The organism is Actinotalea solisilvae (assembly GCF_016464425.1).
GTDB lineage: Bacteria > Actinomycetota > Actinomycetes > Actinomycetales > Cellulomonadaceae > Actinotalea > Actinotalea solisilvae.
Genome location: NZ_JADDKQ010000001.1, coordinates 451,924 through 471,688, shown reverse-complemented (window position 1 = coordinate 471,688; position 19,765 = coordinate 451,924). Strand labels below are relative to the sequence as shown.

19 protein-coding genes are annotated in these 19,765 nt (G+C 75.5%); 13 read left to right on the top strand and 6 right to left on the bottom strand.

Translation table 11 applies throughout. The annotated features are described in order from the left end of the window. Positions 1-11: 11 nt before the first annotated feature. Entirely contained in the window at positions 12-1,370 is a 1,359-nt protein-coding gene (locus JIG38_RS02095; protein WP_199421806.1) for a M20/M25/M40 family metallo-hydrolase, read from the top strand. Positions 1,371-1,406: 36 nt separating this feature from the next. Here the strand turns inward: JIG38_RS02095 and JIG38_RS02090 are convergent, their stop codons facing one another. After that, positions 1,407-1,637, bottom strand: coding sequence for a DUF5703 family protein (locus JIG38_RS02090; RefSeq protein WP_233404147.1), 231 nt, complete (start codon positions 1,635-1,637; stop codon positions 1,407-1,409). A gap of 69 nt (positions 1,638-1,706) precedes the next feature. On the opposite strand from JIG38_RS02090, the gene JIG38_RS02085 reads away from it, so the two are divergent. After that, positions 1,707-2,036, top strand: a complete 330-nt coding sequence (locus tag JIG38_RS02085) for a primosomal protein (protein ID WP_199421805.1) — start codon at positions 1,707-1,709, stop codon at positions 2,034-2,036. Positions 2,037-2,058: 22 nt separating this feature from the next. On the opposite strand, the gene JIG38_RS02080 is transcribed toward JIG38_RS02085, so the two are convergent. After that, positions 2,059-3,018, bottom strand: coding sequence for an aldo/keto reductase (locus tag JIG38_RS02080; RefSeq protein ID WP_199421804.1), 960 nt, complete (start codon positions 3,016-3,018; stop codon positions 2,059-2,061). A gap of 44 nt (positions 3,019-3,062) precedes the next feature. On the opposite strand from JIG38_RS02080, the gene JIG38_RS02075 reads away from it, so the two are divergent. Further along, positions 3,063-3,938, top strand: a complete 876-nt coding sequence (locus JIG38_RS02075) for an undecaprenyl-diphosphate phosphatase (RefSeq protein WP_199421803.1) — start codon at positions 3,063-3,065, stop codon at positions 3,936-3,938. A 70-nt stretch (positions 3,939-4,008) separates the two neighbouring features. Beyond that, entirely contained in the window at positions 4,009-5,268 is a 1,260-nt protein-coding gene (gene mshC, locus JIG38_RS02070) for a cysteine--1-D-myo-inosityl 2-amino-2-deoxy-alpha-D-glucopyranoside ligase (RefSeq protein WP_199421802.1), read from the top strand. 76 nt (positions 5,269-5,344) lie between these two features. On the opposite strand, the gene JIG38_RS02065 is transcribed toward mshC, so the two are convergent. From JIG38_RS02065 to JIG38_RS02060, 3 genes are all read right to left on the bottom strand, one after another. Beyond that, positions 5,345-6,217, bottom strand: a complete 873-nt coding sequence (locus JIG38_RS02065) for a PAC2 family protein (RefSeq protein ID WP_199421801.1) — start codon at positions 6,215-6,217, stop codon at positions 5,345-5,347. A 103-nt stretch (positions 6,218-6,320) separates the two neighbouring features. Next, positions 6,321-6,680 carry a multicopper oxidase domain-containing protein gene (locus tag JIG38_RS19870; protein WP_307844458.1) on the bottom strand — a complete coding sequence of 120 codons (360 nt, stop codon included), beginning with the start codon at positions 6,678-6,680 and terminating at the stop codon, positions 6,321-6,323. Continuing rightward, on the bottom strand, positions 6,677-8,416 hold the full coding sequence (locus JIG38_RS02060) for a cupredoxin domain-containing protein (RefSeq protein ID WP_233404141.1): 1,740 nt from the start codon (positions 8,414-8,416) through the stop codon (positions 6,677-6,679). The genes JIG38_RS19870 and JIG38_RS02060 overlap by 4 nt, the downstream gene beginning before the upstream one ends. Before the next feature lie 135 nt (positions 8,417-8,551). On the opposite strand from JIG38_RS02060, the gene JIG38_RS02055 reads away from it, so the two are divergent. Further along, positions 8,552-9,307: an HAD family hydrolase gene (locus tag JIG38_RS02055; protein WP_199421800.1), complete on the top strand. Its 756-nt coding sequence runs from the start codon at positions 8,552-8,554 to the stop codon at positions 9,305-9,307. A 53-nt stretch (positions 9,308-9,360) separates the two neighbouring features. On the opposite strand, the gene JIG38_RS02050 is transcribed toward JIG38_RS02055, so the two are convergent. Then, entirely contained in the window at positions 9,361-10,278 is a 918-nt protein-coding gene (locus JIG38_RS02050; RefSeq protein ID WP_372419683.1) for a RecB family exonuclease, read from the bottom strand. 86 nt (positions 10,279-10,364) lie between these two features. Between JIG38_RS02050 and JIG38_RS20855 the strand changes: the two genes are divergently transcribed. The 8 genes from JIG38_RS20855 to pafA all read left to right on the top strand — a co-directional run bounded on the left by JIG38_RS20855 (position 10,365) and on the right by pafA (position 19,713). Beyond that, positions 10,365-11,546 carry a site-2 protease family protein gene (locus JIG38_RS20855; RefSeq protein WP_199421799.1) on the top strand — a complete coding sequence of 394 codons (1,182 nt, stop codon included), beginning with the start codon at positions 10,365-10,367 and terminating at the stop codon, positions 11,544-11,546. Positions 11,547-11,557: 11 nt separating this feature from the next. Next, positions 11,558-12,649 (top strand): tRNA (adenine-N1)-methyltransferase, encoded by a 1,092-nt coding sequence (locus JIG38_RS02040; protein ID WP_372419682.1) that lies wholly within the window; start codon positions 11,558-11,560, stop codon positions 12,647-12,649. 116 nt (positions 12,650-12,765) lie between these two features. Then, positions 12,766-14,535 carry a proteasome ATPase gene (arc, locus tag JIG38_RS02035; protein WP_199421798.1) on the top strand — a complete coding sequence of 590 codons (1,770 nt, stop codon included), beginning with the start codon at positions 12,766-12,768 and terminating at the stop codon, positions 14,533-14,535. A 42-nt stretch (positions 14,536-14,577) separates the two neighbouring features. Beyond that, positions 14,578-16,251 carry a depupylase/deamidase Dop gene (dop, locus tag JIG38_RS02030; RefSeq protein ID WP_307844453.1) on the top strand — a complete coding sequence of 558 codons (1,674 nt, stop codon included), beginning with the start codon at positions 14,578-14,580 and terminating at the stop codon, positions 16,249-16,251. Positions 16,252-16,455: 204 nt separating this feature from the next. Further along, on the top strand, positions 16,456-16,650 hold the full coding sequence (locus JIG38_RS02025) for a ubiquitin-like protein Pup (protein WP_199421797.1): 195 nt from the start codon (positions 16,456-16,458) through the stop codon (positions 16,648-16,650). 6 nt (positions 16,651-16,656) lie between these two features. Beyond that, entirely contained in the window at positions 16,657-17,487 is an 831-nt protein-coding gene (gene prcB, locus JIG38_RS02020; protein ID WP_199421796.1) for a proteasome subunit beta, read from the top strand. Then, positions 17,484-18,350, top strand: a complete 867-nt coding sequence (prcA, locus tag JIG38_RS02015) for a proteasome subunit alpha (protein WP_199421795.1) — start codon at positions 17,484-17,486, stop codon at positions 18,348-18,350. The genes prcB and prcA overlap by 4 nt, the downstream gene beginning before the upstream one ends. 1 nt (position 18,351) lies before the next feature. Next, a complete protein-coding gene (gene pafA / locus JIG38_RS02010) occupies positions 18,352-19,713 on the top strand; it encodes a Pup--protein ligase (RefSeq protein WP_199421794.1) in 1,362 nt (453 codons plus the stop codon). Positions 19,714-19,765: the final 52 nt, after the last annotated feature.

The following is a 19,765-nucleotide window of genomic DNA, read 5'->3' as shown; positions in this document are numbered from 1 at the left end:
GCGTGGCGGGCATGACCTCGGCCGACGCCCGACCCACGCTCACCGCCGCCGCACCCGCGGGCCACCCCGCCGCCGAGGACGAGGTCGCCCGGCTCTGCCAGGACCTGCTCCGGATCGACACGTCCAACTACGGCGACGGCAGCGGCCCGGGGGAGCGCGCGGCCGCGGAGTACGTCCTGGGCGCCCTGACGGAGGTCGGCCTCGAGCCCGAGCTGTTCGAGTCCGCGCCGGGCCGGGCGAACGTCGTCGTGCGGCTCGAGGGCACCGACCCCTCGCGCGGCGCCCTCGTGCTGCACGGCCACACCGACGTCGTCCCCGCGGCCGCGGACGACTGGACCGTCGACCCCTTCGGCGGCGAGGAGCGCGACGGCCTGCTGTGGGGCCGCGGCGCGGTCGACATGAAGGACATGGACGCGATGATCCTGGCGGTCGTGCGCCAGATGGCGCGCGAGGGCCGGCGTCCGGCGCGCGACGTCGTCGTGGCGTTCTTCGCCGACGAGGAGGCGGGCGGCCGCTTCGGCGCGCGCTACGCCGTCGACCACCGGCCCGAGCTCTTCGAGGGCGCGACGGAGGCGATCAGCGAGGTCGGCGGCTTCTCCGTCGACGTCGGCGGGTCGCGCGCCTACCTGCTGCAGACGGCCGAGAAGGGCATCGGCTGGCTGCGGCTCGTCGCCGAGGGCCGAGCGGGGCACGGCTCGCAGGTGAACCACGAGAACGCGGTGACGGAGCTCGCCGCCGCGGTCGCGCGCATCGGCACCTACGCGTGGCCGCTGCAGATCACGCCGACCGTGCGCGCGCTCCTGACGGGCGTCGCGGACCTCACGGGGCTGCCGCTCGACCTCGAGGACCCCGACGCCGTCGCCCGCCTCGTGGACGCGCTCGGACCCGCCGCGCGCTTCGTCGGCGCGACCGTGCGGAACACCGCCAACCCCACGCAGCTCAGCGCGGGCTACAAGGCCAACGTCATCCCGGGCTCGGCCGAGGCCGTGCTCGACACGCGCTTCCTGCCCGGTCACGAGGACGAGGCGCGCGCGACGATCGCCGAGCTCGCCGGCCCCCGGGTGCGGGTCGAGGACGTGCACCGCGACATCGCGCTCGAGGTGCCCTTCAGCGGCGGCCTCGTCGACGCCATGGTCGCGGCGCTGCACGCCGAGGACCCGGGCGCCACGGTGCTGCCCTACACGCTCTCGGGCGGCACGGACAACAAGTCGCTCGCCCGGCTCGGGATCACGGGCTACGGGTTCGCGCCGCTGCGCCTGCCCGCGTCGCTCGACTTCTCGGCGATGTTCCACGGCGTCGACGAGCGCGTGCCGGTCGAGTCGCTCCGCTTCGGCACGCGCGTCCTCGACCGCCTGCTGGCCACCTGCTGAGCCGGGGCGGCGGGCGCGGCCGACGGCCGCGCGGCGTCAGAGCGTGCTGCGGACGCGGATGATCTTGCGGCGCAGCCACACCTTGCGCTCGCCGCCCGCGTAGAGGCTCGTGCGCGCGAGCTCCCAGCGGCCGTACTCCGCCTGCTCCGTGAGGAGCCGGCGCGCGTCGCCGCGGCTCGTCGAGCGGGGGATCGTGAGGACGCGGTACTCGTACTGCCCACCCTGGGCGTGCCAGCCGTCGCGGACCGGCACCGTGCTCGGACTCAACGCTCGTACCTCCACCGGCTCGCGCGGATCACGTGCCATTGTGCACGCTGCGGCGCTACGGTCGGTGGCATGACCGACGACCCGCGCGCCGCGCTCGACCGCCTGCTCGCCGCACTGGAGGCCCACTTCCACGCCGTGAGCACCCGGCGGGGCGACGACGACCCGGTGGTCGACGACGCGTACGACGTCCTCGCGGACGCCTTCGAGGTCTACGACAACGCGCTGCTGCGCGTGCACGGCGAGACGCTGCCCTTCTACCTGGCGGACGACGAGGCGGACGACGACGACGCCGACGACGACGAGGCCGACGAGGACGACGACGAGGTGGACGAGGACGACCTCGACGACCTCGAGGACGACCTGCTCGACGGCACGGAGCTGGACGGCGCCGACCGCTGAGCGGCGCCCGCGCGGGCCGGCGTCAGCGCGCCTCGGGGTAGCCCGTCGCGGGGACGCTGACCTCGTCGAGCGCCTCCCCGATGGCGGACGGCAGGCGGGTGTCGGCGTCGAGGGCCGTGCGGAGCTGCGCGGCGGTGCGCGCGCCGACCAGCGCCGACGCCACGCCCGGTCGGGACAGCACCCACGCCAGCGCGAGCTCCAGGGCGGACCGCTCGAGGCCGTCCGCGGCCGTGAGCAGCGCGTCGAGCACGCGCGCCGACGGCGCCCCGAGGTACGGCGCGACGAAGCCCGCGAGGTGCGCCGACGCGGCGCGCGAGTCGGCGGGCACCGTGCGCCGGTACTTGCCGGTGAGCACGCCGCGCCCCAGCGGTGACCAGGCGAGCACGCCCAGGCCCAGGGCCGACGCCGCAGGCAGCACCTCGCGCTCGACGCCGCGCTGCAGGAGGGAGTACTCGACCTCGACGGCCGCGAGGGGCGCCTCGTGCTCGAGGAGCGTCGCGACGCGGGCCGTCTGCCAGCCCGCGTGGTTGGAGAGTCCCGCGTACCGGGCGCGGCCGCTGTCGACGGCGTGCCGCAGCGCCGCGGCCGTCTCGGCGAGCGGCGTGCGCGGGTCGGGCGACTGGACGAGGAACACGTCCACGTGGTCGGTGCCGAGCCGGGCGAGCGACGCGTCGAGCGAGGCGAGGAGCGCGCCGCGCGACGCGTCGACCACGCCGCCGTCAGCCGTCCGCCGCACGCCGCCCTTCGTGCACAGCACGACGTCGTCGCGGCTCACGACGGTGCCGAGCAGCGAGCCGATGAGCTCCTCGGCGCCGCCGTCGGCGTAGGACGCCGCCGTGTCGAGGAGCGTCCCGCCCGCGTCGACGAAGTCGCGCAGCTGCTCCGCGGCCTCCTGCTCGTCCGTGTCCCGCGCCCACGTGAGCGTGCCCAGGCCGATCGCGGACACCCGAAGGCCCGTCCGGCCCAGCAGTCGCTCCTCCATGGCCGTGCACGCTACCGGTCCGGGCGACGGTAACGTTGCCGCACGTGACATGGTGGGAAGCGGTCGTCCTCGGCCTGGTCCAGGGACTCACCGAGTTCCTCCCGGTCTCCTCGAGTGCGCACCTGCGCATCGTCGGGGAGCTGCTCCCCGGCGGTGGCGACCCCGGGGCGGCCTTCACCGCGGTGACCCAGATCGGGACCGAGGCGGCCGTGCTGCTCTACTTCCGGCGCGACATCGCGCGGATCTGCGTCGCCTGGTGGCGCGCCCTGACCGGGGCGCACGGCACCGGCCGGCGCGAGCGGCTCGGCGCGGGCGACCCGGACGCGCGGATGGCGTGGTGGATCGCGCTCGGGTCGGTGCCCATCGTGGTCCTCGGCCTCGCCTTCGAGGACTCGATCACGGGACCGTTCCGCAACCTTTACCTCGTGGCCGTGACGCTCGCCGTGTTCGCGGTCGCGCTCGGCTGGGCGGACCGCGTCGGCGCCAAGACGCGCACGCTCGACCAGCTCACCGGGCGCGACGCGGTGCTCTTCGGCCTCGCGCAGGCGATGGCGCTGGTCCCGGGGGTGTCGCGGTCGGGCGGGACGATCACCGCCGGGCTCCTCCTCGGCTACACGCGCGAGGCCGCGGCGCGGTACTCGTTCCTGCTGGCCATCCCCGCCGTGCTCGGCTCCGGCCTGCAGCAGCTCGTGACGAGCCTGGACGACTTCGGCTCGGCCGGGACGCCGTCGCTCGGGCTCATCGTCCTCGCGACGGTCGTGGCGTTCGCCGTCGGCTACCTCGTCATCATCGCCTTCCTCAAGATCGTCTCGGGCTACAGCTATCAGCCGTTCGTCGTCTACCGGCTGGCGCTCGCGGTCGTCGTCGTGCTGCTGATCTGGGTCGGCGCCCTCGAGCCCGTGAGCGACGCGGCCGTCTGACGGGCGGCCGCGCGGAGCCGGGGTCCCGGACGCGTCGGTGGACGTCCCACGACTGGCTTAGGCTGCGCACGTGCGTACCTGGCCCTCGCCGCATGTCCCGAGCATCCCTGGCCGCGGTGGCGAGGTGAAGGTCCTCGACAGCGCGACGGGCACCCTGGTGACCGCCGCCGAGGGGCCGAGCGCGACCCTCTACGTGTGCGGCATCACGCCGTACGACGCGACGCACCTCGGCCACGCTGCCACGTACATCGCCTTCGACCTGCTGCACCGCGCGTGGCTCGACGCCGGCCTCGAGGTGCACTACGCCTCGAACGTCACCGACGTCGACGACCCGCTGCTCGAGCGCGCCGCGGCGACCGGCGTCGACTGGGAGCAGCTCGCGGCGGACCAGACGGCGCTCTTCGCCGAGGACATGACGACGCTCGGCGTCCTCGCCCCGCACACCTACCTCGGGGCGGTCGAGACCATCCCGACGATCGCGACGACGGTCGCGAGCCTGCTGGACGCGGGCCTCGCGTACCGCGTGCCCCTCGAGGAGGGGGCGGGCGGCGACCGCCCCGACCTCGGCGACGTGTACGCGGACATCCAGGCGGACCCGCACTTCGGCTCCGTCGCGGGCCTCGACCACGACGAGACGGTCGCGCTCTTCGCCGAGCGGGGGGGCGACCCCGACCGCCCGGGCAAGCGCGACCCGCTCGACCCGGCGCTGTGGCGCCGGGAGCGTCCGGGCGAGCCCTCGTGGCCGGGCGGCGTGCTCGGCGACGGCCGGCCGGGCTGGCACATCGAGTGCACGGTCATCGCCGAGCAGGCGCTCGGGACGTCGTTCGACGTCCAGGGCGGCGGGCGCGACCTCGTCTTCCCGCACCACGAGATGAGCACCGCGCACGCGCGGGCCCTCGGGGGCGCGGGTGCGCGCGTCCACATGCACACGGGCATGGTGGGCCTCGGCGGCGAGAAGATGAGCAAGTCGCTCGGCAACCTCGTGCTCGTCTCCGAGCTGCGCCGGCAGGGGGTCGACCCCATGGCCGTGCGCCTCGCCGTCCTCGCGCACCACTACCGCGAGGACTGGACCTGGCACGACGACGTGCTCGCCGAGGCGCAGGCGCGCCTCGCGCGCTGGCGCGACGCCGTCTCCGGCAACGGCGGCCCCGACCCGGACAGCACCGTGGCCGCCATCCGTGCCGCGCTGGCCGCCGACCTCGACGCGCCCGCCGCGCTGCGGGCGATGGACACCTGGGCCGACGCGTCGTCGAGCGTCGGCGGGGACGTCGAGGGCGCGCCGGGCGTGGTCGCCCGCGCGCTCGACGCGCTGCTCGGCATCCGGCTCTAGGCATCCGGCTCGAGGAGCGGCGGCCCGAGGGGGCGCGGCGCCCGGCCGACCGCGTCGGCCGGCGGGCCGGGGCCCGTCAGGCCCCGCCGCCGCCCGACCCCGGACCGCGGTCCCGGCGGCGCAGGTAGCGCTCGAACTCGCGCGCGATCGCCTCGCCGGTGGCCTCGGGCAGCTCGGCGGTGTCCTTGGCCTCCTCGAGCTGCGCGACGTACTCGGCGATCTCCGCGTCCTCCGCGGCGAGCTCGTCGACGCCGTGCTGCCAGGCCTCGGCGTCCTCCGCGAGGTCCCCCAGCGGCACCGGCTCGCCGAGCAGCTCCTCGAGGCGCACGAGCAGGGCGAGCGTCGCCTTGGGCGACGGCGGGTGGGCCACGTAGTGCGGGACCGCGCCCCACACCGAGAGCGCGCTGAGTCCGCGGCGCTGCGCCTCGTGCTGGAGCACGCCCACGATGCCCGTGGGCCCCTCGTAGGTGTTCGCGTCGAGGCCCAGCCGGTCCTGCAGCGCGCGGTCGTCCGACGTCGCGGTCACGGGGATCGGGCGCGTGTGCGGCACGTCGGCGAGCAGCGCGCCGAGCGTCACGACCGTGGTGACCCCGAGGCGCTCGGCGACGTCGAGCAGCTCGGCGCTGTAGCGGCGCCAGCGCATCGACGGCTCGATGCCGTGCACGAGGACGACGTCGTCGCGCGACGTGGGGCGGGCGGCGACGGCGATCGACGTCGTCGGCCAGGTGATCTCGCGGCGGCCGTCCTCGCCCAGGGCGATCGTCGGCCGGTTCACCTGGAAGTCGTGGTACTCCTCGGGGTCCAGCTCGTCGACCTGCTCGGCCCCCCACACCTCGTGCAGGTGGACGAGCGCCTGGGTCGCGGCGCTCCCCGCGTCGTTCCAGCCCTCGAAGGCGGCCAGCATCACGGGGCCGCGCAGGGGTCCGGAGACGGGCAGGGCGTCGCTCATGGGTGCAGCCTAGGCCGTCGGTGCGGGCGTGCCCGGGAGCGGACGGCGCGGCACGCCCGCCCCCCGCGACGCCGGGCACCGACCGCATGGACCCGCACGGGGCTCAGGCGTCGGGCTGCCCGGGCTGCCTCGGGCCGACGCGCAGCGGTCGCATCATCTCGTTGTCCTCGTGCTCGACGACGTGGCAGTGCCAGACGTACTGGCCGGCCCGGTCGAAGCGCATGCGGATGCGCGTCACCTCTCCCGGGTACGCCACGACGGTGTCCTTCCACCCGCGCTCCCCGGGCTCGGGCGGGCGCGCGCCGCCCACGGCCCGCACGGTGCGTGCCGCCTCGTCGACGGCGACGGGTTCGCGGTCGACCACCTGGAACTGGACCTCGTGGACGTGGATCGGGTGCGCGTCGGCGGTCGTGTTGTGGATCTCCCACAGCTCGGTGCTGCCGACGGCGGGCGACTCCGTCACGGGCGCCTCCCACGGCACGGTGGTCCAGCGGCCGGCCGCGTCCAGGCTCCCGAGCATCGCCGCGACGGGCGGCGGGTCGTCCGCGAGCGCGGGCGCGGTCGACATCTCCTCGACGAGCGCGAGCCGGCGCGTGACGGTGGGCACGAGCGGCGCGACGACGGGCAGGACGAGGAAGCGTGGCGGCGTCGTGTCGTCCGGGGACGCCGACGCCCGCACGCGCAGCTGCAGGACCCTGCCCGTGGTCGCCGGGTCGGCGACGTCGAAGTCCTCGTCGGGCTCGCCGCCGCCGAACGGCTCGTCGGGCCCGACGTTGCGCAGCACCCACGAGCCCTCGGGGACGGCCGTGAGGTCGACGACGACGTCGGCGCGCTCGGCCGGCCCCAGCAGGAGGCGCCCCCCAGCGCACCCGTGACGTGCACCGGGGCCGCGAGGAACCCGCCCTCGGACCCGATCTGCCACACGTCGACGCCCGGGATCGCGGTGAAGTCCAGGACGAGGAACCGGGACGTGCAGCCGTTGAGCAGCCGGAAGCGGTGGCGACGCTGCTCGACGTCGAGGTACGGCCACGTGCGGCCGTTGACCATGAGCGCCGACCCGAAGAACTCGGGGTTCCAGATGGGCGGCACGTCGCCCTCCGGGACGTAGGGGCCCACCGTGCCGTCGAAGTACGCGCGCGAGTCGGGGTAGAACAGCGCACCGTCGGTCGTGAAGGTGCGGTCCTGGATCGCGAGCGGGATCTCCCGGTAGTCCCGCGGGCCCGCGTCCGACGCCCGGGGTGCGGGACCGGGCAGGACGGCGCGCCCACCCGTCCGGGAGTCGAGCACGGCGTCGTCGCCCTCGGGGCCGCCCCGCACCAGGTAGAAGCCCGCGGGGCCGGCGTACACGTTGAGGCGCGTCATGCCGAGGGTGTGGTCGTGGTACCAGAGGGTCGACGCCCGGTGGTCGTTCGGGTACTCGGCCGTGGCCGACCCCGGGGCCCACGGCGTGCCCGACCGTTCCGCCGCGCGCGCCCGGAAGAACGCGTACCAGGTGCCGGTCGTGGCGTGGCCCGGCGGCAGGTCGGAAGCGGCCGGGAGGTACCAGGCCTCGGGGTAGCCGTCGCTCTCGTCCCCGACGCCCGCCGCCCCGTGCACGTGCGTGACCAGCGGGACGGGGCCGCGGTAGGGGCCCGGCACCGCGTCGAACGTCGGACGGCTGTCGCGCCCCGCGTCGCCGCCGGGCGGGTTCGCCCAGTGCAGCGTGGGGTCGACGGGCAGGAGGTGGGGGAGCCACCGCCCGGCGTCGTCCACGAGCTCGTTGACCCAGCGCACGCGCACCGGGCGCCGCCAGTCGGCCTCGATGGTCAGGCTCGGCGCGTGGTGCAGCAGGGTGGCCCGCCGTCGCGCGGCGGACCGGGGGCCGTACGCCCACACGGTCGTCGCGGGCAGCGGCGGAGGCAGCACCTGCTGGACGACCTGGCGCACCGAGACCTCGTAGAGGTCGGCGTTCTTGCCACCGCGCACGACGGCGGTCCCGGCACGGGGCATGACCGGCGGCACGAGGAGCGGGGAGACGAACTGGGGGACCGAGGCGGCGTCGAGCAGGGTCGCGGCAGCGCCCCCGGCGGCCGCCTCCATCGCGACGGCGCGGCCCCCGACGGTCGTGACGAAGTACAGCCCCAGCCCGGTGCCCGCGGCCTTGAGGACGGTCCGTCGGGTGACGACGAGGGCGGGCGGGCGTGGGTCGGTGGTGCTCATGGGCGCTCCTCGGTCGGCCCCTCTGAGGCCACTGAACACCCAGCCGCGACCCGGCGGAAGTGCCCGGAGGTCCCGGCGACGGACGCCTCCCCGGCTCGCCCGGCGCCCCGGGGCCGTCCCCGGCGCGGACGTAGGATGGGTCAGGTGCCCCTCCCCGAGACCTCCCTCCCGCTCGCGCCCGACCGTCCCGTCGACCCGGCCCCCGGGACCGACCTCCCGGCAGCCGTGCTGTGGGACATGGACGGCACGCTCGTGGACACCGAGCCGGCCTGGATGGCCGCCGAGGCGTCGCTCGTCGAGGAGTTCGGCGGCGTCTGGACGCACGAGGACGCGCTCCAGATGATCGGGATGCCGCTGCTGCCGGCGGCCGCGATCCTCCAGGCGCACGGCGTGGACCTGCCCGTCGACGTCATCGGGGAGCGGCTCGTCGCGTCGGTGGTCGACGCGGTCGGGCGGCACCTCGCCTGGCAGCCCGGCGCGCTCGAGCTGCTCGCCGCGCTGCGCGACGCCGGCGTGCCGTGCGCGCTCGTGACGATGTCGTACCGCGAGTTCGCCGAGGCCGTCCTCACCCAGGGGCCGCCCGGGACGTTCGACGTCGTCGTCACCGGGGACGAGGTGACGCACGGCAAGCCGCACCCTGAGCCGTACCTCCGCGCCGCCGAGCTGCTCGGCGTCGACGTCGCCCGCTGCGTCGCGATCGAGGACTCGCCTCCGGGCATCGCGTCGGCGCTCGCCGCCGGCGCGCGGACGCTCGGTGTCCAGCACATCGCACCCGTGGAGGCGCAGCCCGGCCTCAGCCGTGCCGGCACGCTCGCCGGCGTCGGCCTCGACGAGCTCCGCGCGATCGTCCGCGGCGACGTCCTCGACCTGCTCGAGGCGCCCGCCGCCTGAGGCGGGCGCGGACCGGGCGACCGAGACCCGGGAGCCGCGGGGAGACCGTCGGCTCAGGCCGGGGGGCGGATGCCCAGCGCGACCTCGACCGCACCGGCCGGGATCTCGGGCGGGGTGCCGCCGAACGAGGGGCACAGCGCCTGGTGGCTGCACCACCCGCACAGCGGACCCGGCCGCGGTGCCCACGTGCCGCTCTCGGCCGACGAGCGGATGCCCGCCCACACGGACCGGATGCGCCGCTCGGTGGTCTCGAGCTCGGCGGCGCTCGGCACGTGCCGCAGCAGCGTGCCGTCGCCGAGGTAGACGAGCTGGAGCATCGCGGGCACCGTGCCCCGCAGGCGGGACAGGACGAGGGCGTAGAAGCGCATCTGGAAGAGCGCGCCGCCCTCGAAGCCGGGCCTGGGCGAGCGGCCCGTCTTGTAGTCGACGACCCGGATCGCGCCGTTCGGTGCGACGTCGAGGCGGTCGATGATGCCGCGGAGCTCGAAGCCGTCCTCGAGCTCGGTCGACACCGCGAGCTCGCGCTCGGCCGGCTGGAGGCGGTTCGGGTCCTCGAGCGTGAAGTAGCGCTCGAGCAGCGCGCCCGCCTCGTCGAACCACGCCGCCGTGTCCGTCGGGTCCGGCAGCACCGCCGCGCACTCCGGCGCGTCGGCGACGACCGCGGCCCACGTCCCGGGCAGGAGGGCACGCGCCGCGTCGAGCGTGCGGCGGCCCGCGGGGGCGTCGAACAGCCGCTCGAGCACGGCGTGGACGAGCGTCCCGCGGACCGCGGCCGCGCTCGGGGGCTCGGGCAGCCGGTCGACGACGCGGAACCGGAAGAGCAGAGGGCACTGCATGTAGTCGTTGGCGCGTGAGGGCGACAGCCCGGGCCGCCGCCTGCGGGGCTCCGCGTCGCCCGCCCGGGGCGGGCCGTCGGGGGCGTCGTCGGGGGCGAGCTCGAGGGGGACGTCGAGGGCCGGGTCGGTCAGCACGCGAGCAGGGTACGTCGTGCCCCCGACACGACCGCCGGTGCGACCCGCGGGCGGCTGCCGGCGACGCGGCCGCCTAGGGTGCGCGTGTGGATCCCGCCGACCGCACGCCCGCGACGAGCCCGCGCCCGGGCGGTCCGGCGCGCCCGCTCGGCCGGGTCGCGGGCGCCCCGCTCGTCGTGAGCCCCTGGGCGGGCGCGACCCTCGTCGTCGTGGTGCTCGTCGTGCTGCGACTGCTCGCCGGGCAGGTGCTCGCGCCGCTCGGCGCACTGCTGCTCGCGGCGTCCCTCGTCGGCGTCGCCGTCGTCGGGTCCGTGCTCGCGCACGAGATCGCGCACGCGGTCGTGGCGCGCCGCGCGGGCGTCGCCGTCGAGCGCGTGACGATCACCGCATGGGGAGCGCGCGTGGCGCTCGACGAGCGTGCGCTGCGCCCCGGCACGACGGCGCTCGTCGCGCTCGCCGGACCCGCCGTGAGCCTCGTGCTCGGCGGCCTCGCGTGGGCGGCCGCGGCAGCCGCGGCGCCGGGCGGGATCGCGCGGTGGTCGCTGCTCGCCGTCGCCGTGGTCAACGGCGCGACCGGGGCGATGAACCTCCTGCCGGCCGCGCCGCTCGACGGCGGCAAGGTGCTCGCGGCCGCGGTCTGGGGCGCGACGGGGGACCGGGTGCGGGGGACGGTCGCGAGCGCGTGGGGCGGGCGGGTGCTCGCGGTCCTCGTGCCGCTCGTCCTCGTCGTGCGCCCGCTCCTCGCGGGGGCGCGGCCGGACCTCGTCGTCGTCGTCTGGGCCGCCATCGGCGCGGCGTTCCTCTGGACGGCCGCCGGGGCGTCGCTGCGCGCGGGCCGGTCCGCGCGGCGCGTCGCGGCGCTCGACCTGCGACGGCTCGCCGTGCCCGCGGTGGGCGTGCCGGCCGACGACGCGCTCGCCGACCTCGACGCGCTGGGCGACGACGTCGACGTCGTGCTGCTCGACGCGGGCTGGGAGCCGGTCGCCGTCGTCGACCGCGCGGCGGCCGGGCGCGTCCCGGCGTCGCTGCGCGCCACGACGCCGCTCGGGGCGGTCGCCCGCGCGCTGCCGGCGGGGTGCGTGGTCGACGCGCGCCTCGCGGGCGCCGACGCGCTCCGCGCGGTCGCCGAGGGCGCGGCGGCGTCGCCGGTGCTCGTGCTCGTCGAGGACGGCGCGGTGCTCGGCCTGCTGCACGCGCGCGACGTCGTCGCCGCTCTCCGGCCGGACGCCCCGACGGGCCCGGCCGGCCCGCCGCCGCCCGGCGCCTAGACTCACGCACCGTGACCGAGCCCGAGCAGTCCGACGCGTCCGAGCAGGCCCAGCAGTCCGAGCAGGGCGTCCCCGCGCGGCCCACGGGCGCCGACGTGCGGCGCGGGCCGCTCCGGGTCGGGGACCGGGTCCAGCTCACCGACCCGCGCGGCCGGCTGCACACGATCACGCTCGCGCCGGACGCCACCTTCCACACCCACAAGGGGTACTTCCGCCACGACGCGCTCATCGGCGCGCCCGAGGGATCGGTCGTCACCTCGACGGGCGGGGTCGAGTACCTCGCGCTGCGCCCGCTGCTGTCCGACTACGTCCTGTCGATGCCGCGCGGCGCCGCCGTCGTCTACCCCAAGGACGCGGGGCAGGTCGTCGCCATGGCCGACATCTACCCCGGCGCGACCGTCGTCGAGGCGGGCGTCGGTTCCGGCGCGCTGACCATGTCGCTGCTGCGCGCGGTCGGCGACAGCGGCCGTCTGCACTCGATCGAGCGGCGCGAGGACTTCGCGGCGATCGCGCGGGCCAACGTGGAGGGCTTCTTCGGGGCACCGCACCCGGCGTGGTCGCTCACGGTCGGCGACCTCAGCGACGTCCTGCCGCGCACGGCGCCCGCGGGGAGCGTGGACCGCGTGGTGCTCGACATGCTCGCGCCCTGGGAGAACGTCGACGCGGTCGCCGACGCGCTGGCTCCCGGCGGGGTGCTCGTGGCCTACGTCGCGACGACCACGCAGCTCTCGCGCCTCGCCGAGGACCTGCGCGACGACGGCCGCTTCACCGAGCCGCAGGCGTGGGAGTCGATGGTGCGCGGCTGGCACCTCGAGGGCCTCGCCGTGCGCCCCGAGCACCGGATGGTCGGGCACACCGGGTTCCTGCTCACCACGCGGCGCATGGCGGGCGGGATCGCCGCGCCGGTGCGCCGGCGGCGCCCGTCGAAGGGCTACGCCGCGCAGGAGGAGGAGTGGACGCCCGAGGACCTGGGCGAGCGCGCCATCTCGGACAAGAAGGTGCGGCGCGTGCGCCGCGACCTCGGCGCGGCCCCGCTGCCGGACGCCGGCTCCGACGCGGGCCGGGGCGCGGCCGGCCCCGACGACGCGGACCGCGAGGGCTGAGCGCCGACGGCGCAGCGCCGTGTTCGCCCTGAGCGACACGGGCTGGACGTCCCTGCGCGGCGCGGCGACCTCGGCCTAGGGTCGGAGGAGCACGCCGAGCGCCTGCGGGAGGCACCATGACCGACGGACCGGACCGCGCGCCCGCGCGGCACAGCACGGACGAGGCGGCCGCGGGCCGTCACGACGCGACGCCGGTCGGCGGTGCCCTCCCCGAACGCACCGCCCAGGACGCCCCGGCGCGCTCGGCGTCGCCGTTCCACGCGTCGTCGTCGGCACCCCACGCGCCGGACGCGCGGCAGGCGGCGCTGCTCGCGGCGAAGAACGAGCGCCTGGCGGACGCCCTGCGGCAGGCCCGCGACCGGATCGTCGAGCTCCAGCAGCAGCTCGAGGACCTCGGCAAGCCGCCCGCCACGTTCGCGACATTCCTCGCGGCACGGGAGGACGGCTCGGTGGAGATCATCTCCTCGGGGCGCAAGATGCAGGTCCAGACGTCACCGTCGGTCGACGTCGCCGCCCTGCGCCCCGGCCAGGAGGTCAAGCTCAACGAGGCACTCACCGTCGTCGAGGCGGGGCGCTACGAGGCCGTGGGCGAGATCGTCACGGTCAAGGAGCTGCTGGGTCAGGACCGCGCGCTCGTCGTCGGGCGGGCCGACGAGGAGCGCGTCGTGCGCCTGGCCGGGCAGCTGCTCGAGGACACGGTGCGGGTCGGCGACGCGCTCACGGTCGAGACGCGCACGGGCTTCGTGTTCGAGCGGATCCCGCGCTCCGAGGTCGAGGAGCTCGTGCTCGAGGAGGTCCCCGACATCGACTACGCCGACATCGGCGGTCTGGGACCGCAGATCGAGCAGATCCGCGACGCCGTCGAGCTGCCGTTCCTGCACCCCGACCTGTTCCGCGAGCACGGCCTGCGCCCGCCCAAGGGCGTGCTGCTGTACGGCCCGCCCGGGTGCGGCAAGACGCTCATCGCCAAGGCCGTCGCGCGCTCGCTCGCCGACACGCGCGGCCGCAGCACCGACGGCACGCCCGCGAAGAGCTACTTCCTCAACGTCAAGGGTCCCGAGCTCCTCAACAAGTACGTGGGCGAGACGGAGCGGCACATCCGCCTGATCTTCGCCCGGGCCCGCGAGAAGGCGTCGCAGGGCAACCCCGTCGTCGTCTTCTTCGACGAGATGGAGTCGCTGTTCCGCACGCGCGGCACGGGCGTCTCGAGCGACGTCGAGACGACGATCGTGCCGCAGCTGCTCAGCGAGATCGACGGCGTCGAGCGGCTGGACAACGTCATCGTCATCGGCGCCTCGAACCGCGAGGACATGATCGACCCCGCGATCCTGCGCCCCGGCCGCCTCGACGTGAAGATCAAGATCGAGCGTCCCGACGCCGAGGCGGCGCGCGAGATCTTCGCCAAGTACCTCACCGGCGGCCTGCCGCTGCACCCCGACGACCTGGCCGAGCACGCGGGGGACACCCGCGCGACGGTCGACGCGATGATCCAGTCGGCGGTGGAGCGCATGTACGCCGAGTCGCCCGAGAACGAGTTCCTCGAGGTCACCTACGCCTCGGGCGACAAGGAGGTCCTGTTCTTCAAGGACTTCAGCTCGGGAGCGATGATCCAGAACGTCGTCGACCGCGCGAAGAAGGCCGCGATCAAGGACTTCCTCGCCACCGGCACGCGCGGCATCCGCGTCGAGCACCTGCTCACGGCGTGCGTCGACGAGTTCAAGGAGAACGAGGACCTGCCGAACACGACCAACCCGGACGACTGGGCGCGGATCTCCGGCAAGAAGGGCGAGCGCATCGTCTTCATCCGCACGATCGTCCAGGGCAAGAGCGGCAAGGAGAGCGGCCGCACCATCGAGACGCTCACCCCGACCGGCCAGTACCTCTGACCCGGCGCCGGAGCGGTGGGGCCCGGCCACTACCCTGACCGGGTGAGCGTGCGTCGGGTCATGGGGGTCGAGACCGAGTACGGCGTCGTCCAGCCGGGCCGGCCCCTCGCCAACCCGATGCTGCTCTCGAGCCACGTCGTGGCCGCGTACGCCACGTGGGCGACGCGGGACGGCCACGGCCCGCGCGCCCGCTGGGACTACGCGGACGAGGACCCGCTCGCCGACGCGCGCGGCTTCCGGCTCCAGCGCGCCGCCGCGCACCCGTCGCTGCTCACGGACGACCCGGACCACGCCGCCCCGGCGGGTCCCGCGTCGCGAGCCCCGGGCGCCGCGGGCGACGACGGCACGGGCGACCGCCCGGCCGAGGGCGGCCTGGACGCCGCCGCCGTCGACCGCCCCGCGGTCGAGGAGTACGAGGACCCGGGCGCCGCCACGACGATCCTCACCAACGGCGCGCGCCTCTACGTGGACCACGCGCACCCCGAGTACTCCTCGCCCGAGGTCACCACGCCGCTCGACGCGGTGCGCTGGGACAAGGCCGGCGAGCACGTCATGCTCCGCGCGGTCCGGCTGCTCACGGCCAACCCGGCGATGCCCGACGTCGTCCTGTACAAGAACAACGTCGACGGGAAGGGCGCGTCCTACGGGACGCACGAGAACTACCTCGTGGACCGGTCGGTGCCGTTCGAGGACCTCGTGGCGCTGCTCACGCCCTTCCTGGTCACGCGGCAGGTGTTCACGGGCGCCGGGCGCGTCGGGCTCGGCCAGGCCGGGCAGCAGGCGGGCTTCCAGCTCTCGCAGCGCGCGGACTACATCGAGGCCGAGGTGGGCCTCGAGACGACGCTGCGGCGGCCCATCGTCAACACGCGCGACGAGCCGCACGCCGACCGGACGCGCTGGCGGCGGCTCCACCTCATCATCGGCGACGCGACGCTGCTCGAGGTCGCGACCTACCTGCGCCTCGGCACGACGTCGCTCGTGCTCTGGCTCGCGGAGCACGCCGAGGCGCACGCCGACCTCGTCGACGCCCTGGTCGGGCTGCGCCTGAGCGACCCCGTGGGCGCCGTGCAGGAGGTGAGCCGCGACCTCACGCTGAGCCGGCGCCTCGAGCTCGCCGACGGCCGGCGCCTGACCGCGCTCGAGGTCCAGCGCGCCTACCTCGACGCCGTCCGGGCGGCCCTGGGCGCCTCGGGCGACGAGCCCGATGAGGCGACGGCGGCCGTGCTCGACCGGTGGGGATCGGTCCTGGACCGGCTCGCCCGGGACCCGGCGCTGTGCGCCCGCGAGGTCGAGTGGGTCGCCAAGCTGCGTCTCCTCGAGGGCATGCGCTCGCGCGACCGCCTGGCCTGGGACCACCCGCGTCTCGCCGCGATGGACATCCAGTGGTCGGACGTGCGTCCGGAGCGCGGCCTGTACCACCGGCTGCTCGCCGCGGGCGCGGTCGAGCGGCTCGTGCCCGAGGGCGACGCCGAGGCGGCGGTGACGGACCCGCCGCGGGACACGCGCGCCTACTTCCGCGGGACGGTCGTGCGCCGCTTCGGGGACCAGGTCCGCGCCGCGTCGTGGGACTCCGTCGTGCTCGACGTGCCGGCGCTGCCGAGCCTGCGCCGCATCCCGCTGCGCGACCCGCACCGGGGCACGGCCGCGCACGTGGCCGCGCTGCTCGACGGCTGCGCGGACGCCGGCGAGCTCGTCGAGCGGCTCGCGGGCCCCTGAGGCGACGGGGCGTCGACCGCCGGGCGACCCGCGGCGCCCGCCACCGCGCCCGCCGCCGTGCGGGCGGGCGGTGCGCTGTGGGCGGACACGCGGTGGGACGACCTGCCCCCGTCGATCACTCCCGCCTAGGATCGAGGAGCGCGGCGACCTTGCCCGCAGCGGCCGGCAGCGGCCGCTCGCACGACGCAGCACCGGGAGGTCACCATGGCCGGTCAGGACCAGCAGCGGCACGACCGTCGCGACGAGGAGCCCGCGGACCTCCCGGAGCCGGCGCCCGCCGCCCCGGCCGCCCAGGCCCGCGACGCCGAGGTCGACGCGCTGCTCGAGGAGATCGACGAGGTGCTGGAGTCCAACGCGGAGTCCTTCGTGCGCGGGTTCGTGCAGAAGGGCGGTCAGTGACCCTCGATGAGCCAGGACCTCACCGGCCGCCTCCCGCGGTCCTTCACGACGCCCGGCACGTCCTCGTTCCTCGACTTCCTCGCCTCGCACGACCCGTCGCTGCTCCCGCACGGGCGCACGCTGCCCTCAGGTGAGGTGCCGCAGGCACCGCACGCGACGACGATCGTCGCCCTGACGTACGACGGCGGCATCGTCATGGCGGGTGACCGCCGGGCGACCGCCGGCTCGATGATCGCCTCGCGGCACATCGAGAAGGTCTTCCCCGCGGACGAGTACTCCGCGATCGGCATCGCCGGCACGGCCGGCCTCGCGCTCGAGCTCGTCCGGCTGTTCCAGCTCGAGCTCGAGCACTACGAGAAGATCGAGGGCACGCTGCTGTCGCTCGACGGCAAGGCCAACCGCCTCGCGACCATGGTCCGGGGCAGCCTCGGCCTCGCGATGCAGGGTCTCGCGGTCGTCCCGCTCTTCGGCGGGTTCGACCTGCAGCGGGACCGCGGCCGCATCTTCTCGTTCGACGTCACGGGCGGGCGCTACGAGGAGACGGAGTTCCACGCCGTCGGCTCGGGCTCGACGTTCGCGCGCGGCTCGCTCAAGAAGCTGTGGTGGCCCGGCATGAACGCGGGCGACGCCGTCCGCACGGCCGTGCACGCGCTCGTCGACGCCGCCGACGACGACTCCGCCACGGGCGGCCCCGACGCGACGCGCCGCATCTGGCCCGTCGTCGCGGTCGTGAGCGCCGCGGGCTACCAGCGGGTCGACGACCACGCGCTGTCCGACGTCGTGACCCAGATCGAGGGTCTGCGCCGCGCCGAGGACCACGGGGGAGCAGCCCGATGAGCATGCCGTTCTACGTCTCGCCCGAGCAGCTGATGAAGGACCGGGCCGACTACGCGCGCAAGGGCATCGCGCGCGGCCGGTCGGTCGTCGTCCTCCAGTACGACGACGGGATCGCGTTCGCGACCGAGAACCCGTCGCGCGCGCTGCACAAGATCTCCGAGATCTACGACCGGATCGCGTTCGCCGCGGTCGGCAAGTACAACGAGTTCGAGAACCTGCGCGTGGCGGGCGTCCGGTACGCCGACCTGCGCGGCTACTCCTACGACCGCACCGACGTCAACGCGCGGGGCCTCGCCAACGCCTACGCCCAGACGCTCGGCACGGTCTTCACGACCGAGTCCAAGCCGCTCGAGGTCGAGCTCGTCGTGGCCGAGGTCGGCCGCTCGCCCGACACGGACCAGATCTACCGGCTCAGCTACGACGGGTCCGTCGCGGACGAGCACGGGCACGTGGTCATGGGCGGGCAGGCCGAGAGCCTGTCGCGCGCCGTCGAGGAGAGCTGGCGACCGGGCATGGACCTCGCCGAGGTGGTCGGGCTCGCGGTCCGCGTGCTGGGCACGGTCGCCGACGGCGAGGACCGGACCCTCGCGCCGCAGCAGCTCGAGGTCGCGGTGCTCGACCGGACACGCCCGCGGCGCGCGTTCCGGCGGCTGCACGCGCCGCTGCTCGCCGAGCTCCTCGGACGGGCAGCGGGCGGGGACGGGCGGGCCGGCGCCGCCGAGGGATCCGGGCCGGGCGACGACGCCGCGCACGAGCTCACGCAGCGGCCCACGCCCGGGGAGCCGTCGACGACGGGACTCGAGACCGACGCCGCGCACGACGGCCGTCCGACCGGCGAGCACGGCACGGACGAGCGGGCCTGACGTGGACCGCCGGATCTTCGGGCTCGAGACGGAGTACGGCGTCACCTGCGCCGTCGAGTCCGGGCGCGGTCTCTCGGCGGACGAGGTCGCGCGGTACCTGTTCCGCAAGGTCGTGGCCTGGGGCCGCTCGTCGAACGTCTTCCTGCGCAACGGCTCGCGGCTGTACCTCGACGTCGGCTCGCACCCCGAGTACGCGACGGCGGAGTGCGACGACGTGCGCCAGCTCGTCGCGCACGACCGCGGCGGCGAGCGGATCCTCGAGGGCCTCGTCGTCGACGCCCAGCAGCGCCTCGAGCACGAGGGCGTGCCGGGCACGATCCACCTGTTCAAGAACAACACCGACTCGGCCGGCAACTCCTACGGCTGCCACGAGAACTACCTCGTGCGCCGCCAGGGAGACTTCGGCCGGCTCGCGGACGTCCTCGTCCCGTTCCTCATCACGCGGCAGGTCCTCACGGGCGCCGGCAAGGTCCTGCCGACGTCGCGCGGCGCGCAGTACACGCTGTCGCAGCGCGCCGACCACATCTGGGAGTCCGTCTCGAGCGCGACCACGCGGTCGCGGCCGATCATCAACACGCGCGACGAGCCGCACGCCGACGCCGAGTCGTACCGGCGCCTGCACGTCATCGTCGGCGACTCGTCGATGTCCGAGACGACGACGCTGCTCAAGGTGGGCGCGACCGACCTCGTGCTCCGGCTCGTCGAGGCGGGCCTCCCGATGCGCGAGATCGCGCTCGAGAACCCCATGCGCGCGATCCGCGAGATCAGCCACGACGTGACCGGCACCAAGCCCGTGCAGCTGGCGAACGGGCGGACGGCGACGGCGGTGGAGATCCAGGAGGAGTTCCTCGCGCGCGTCCAGGACCACGTCGCGTCCTCGGTCGAGCTCACGCCCGTCATCAAGCAGACGCTCGAGCTGTGGGAGCGGGGGCTGCGCGCGCTGCGCAGCGGCGACCTCTCGCTCGTCGAGCGCGAGCTCGACTGGGTCATCAAGCTGCGGATCCTCGAGCGCTACCAGGCCAAGCACGGGCTCACGCTCGACGACCCGCGCATCGCGCGTCTCGACCTCGCGTACCACGACATCTCGCGCACGCACGGCCTGTACAACCTGCTCGCGGCCCGCGGCATGGTCGAGCGGGTCGTGGACGACCTCGACGTGTTCGAGGCGACGGCGGTCCCGCCGCAGACCACGCGCGCCAAGCTGCGCGGGGACTTCGTGCGCAAGGCCCAGGAGGCGCGCCGCGACTACACCGTGGACTGGGTGCACCTCAAGCTCAACGACCAGGCGCAGCGCACGGTGCTCTGCAAGGACCCGTTCCGCAGCGTCGACGAGCGCGTGGACCGCCTGCTCGAGACCCTCTGAGACGTCCGGGACCCGACAGAGGTCCCAGGTCCGCGGCCGGTGACCGGGCCAC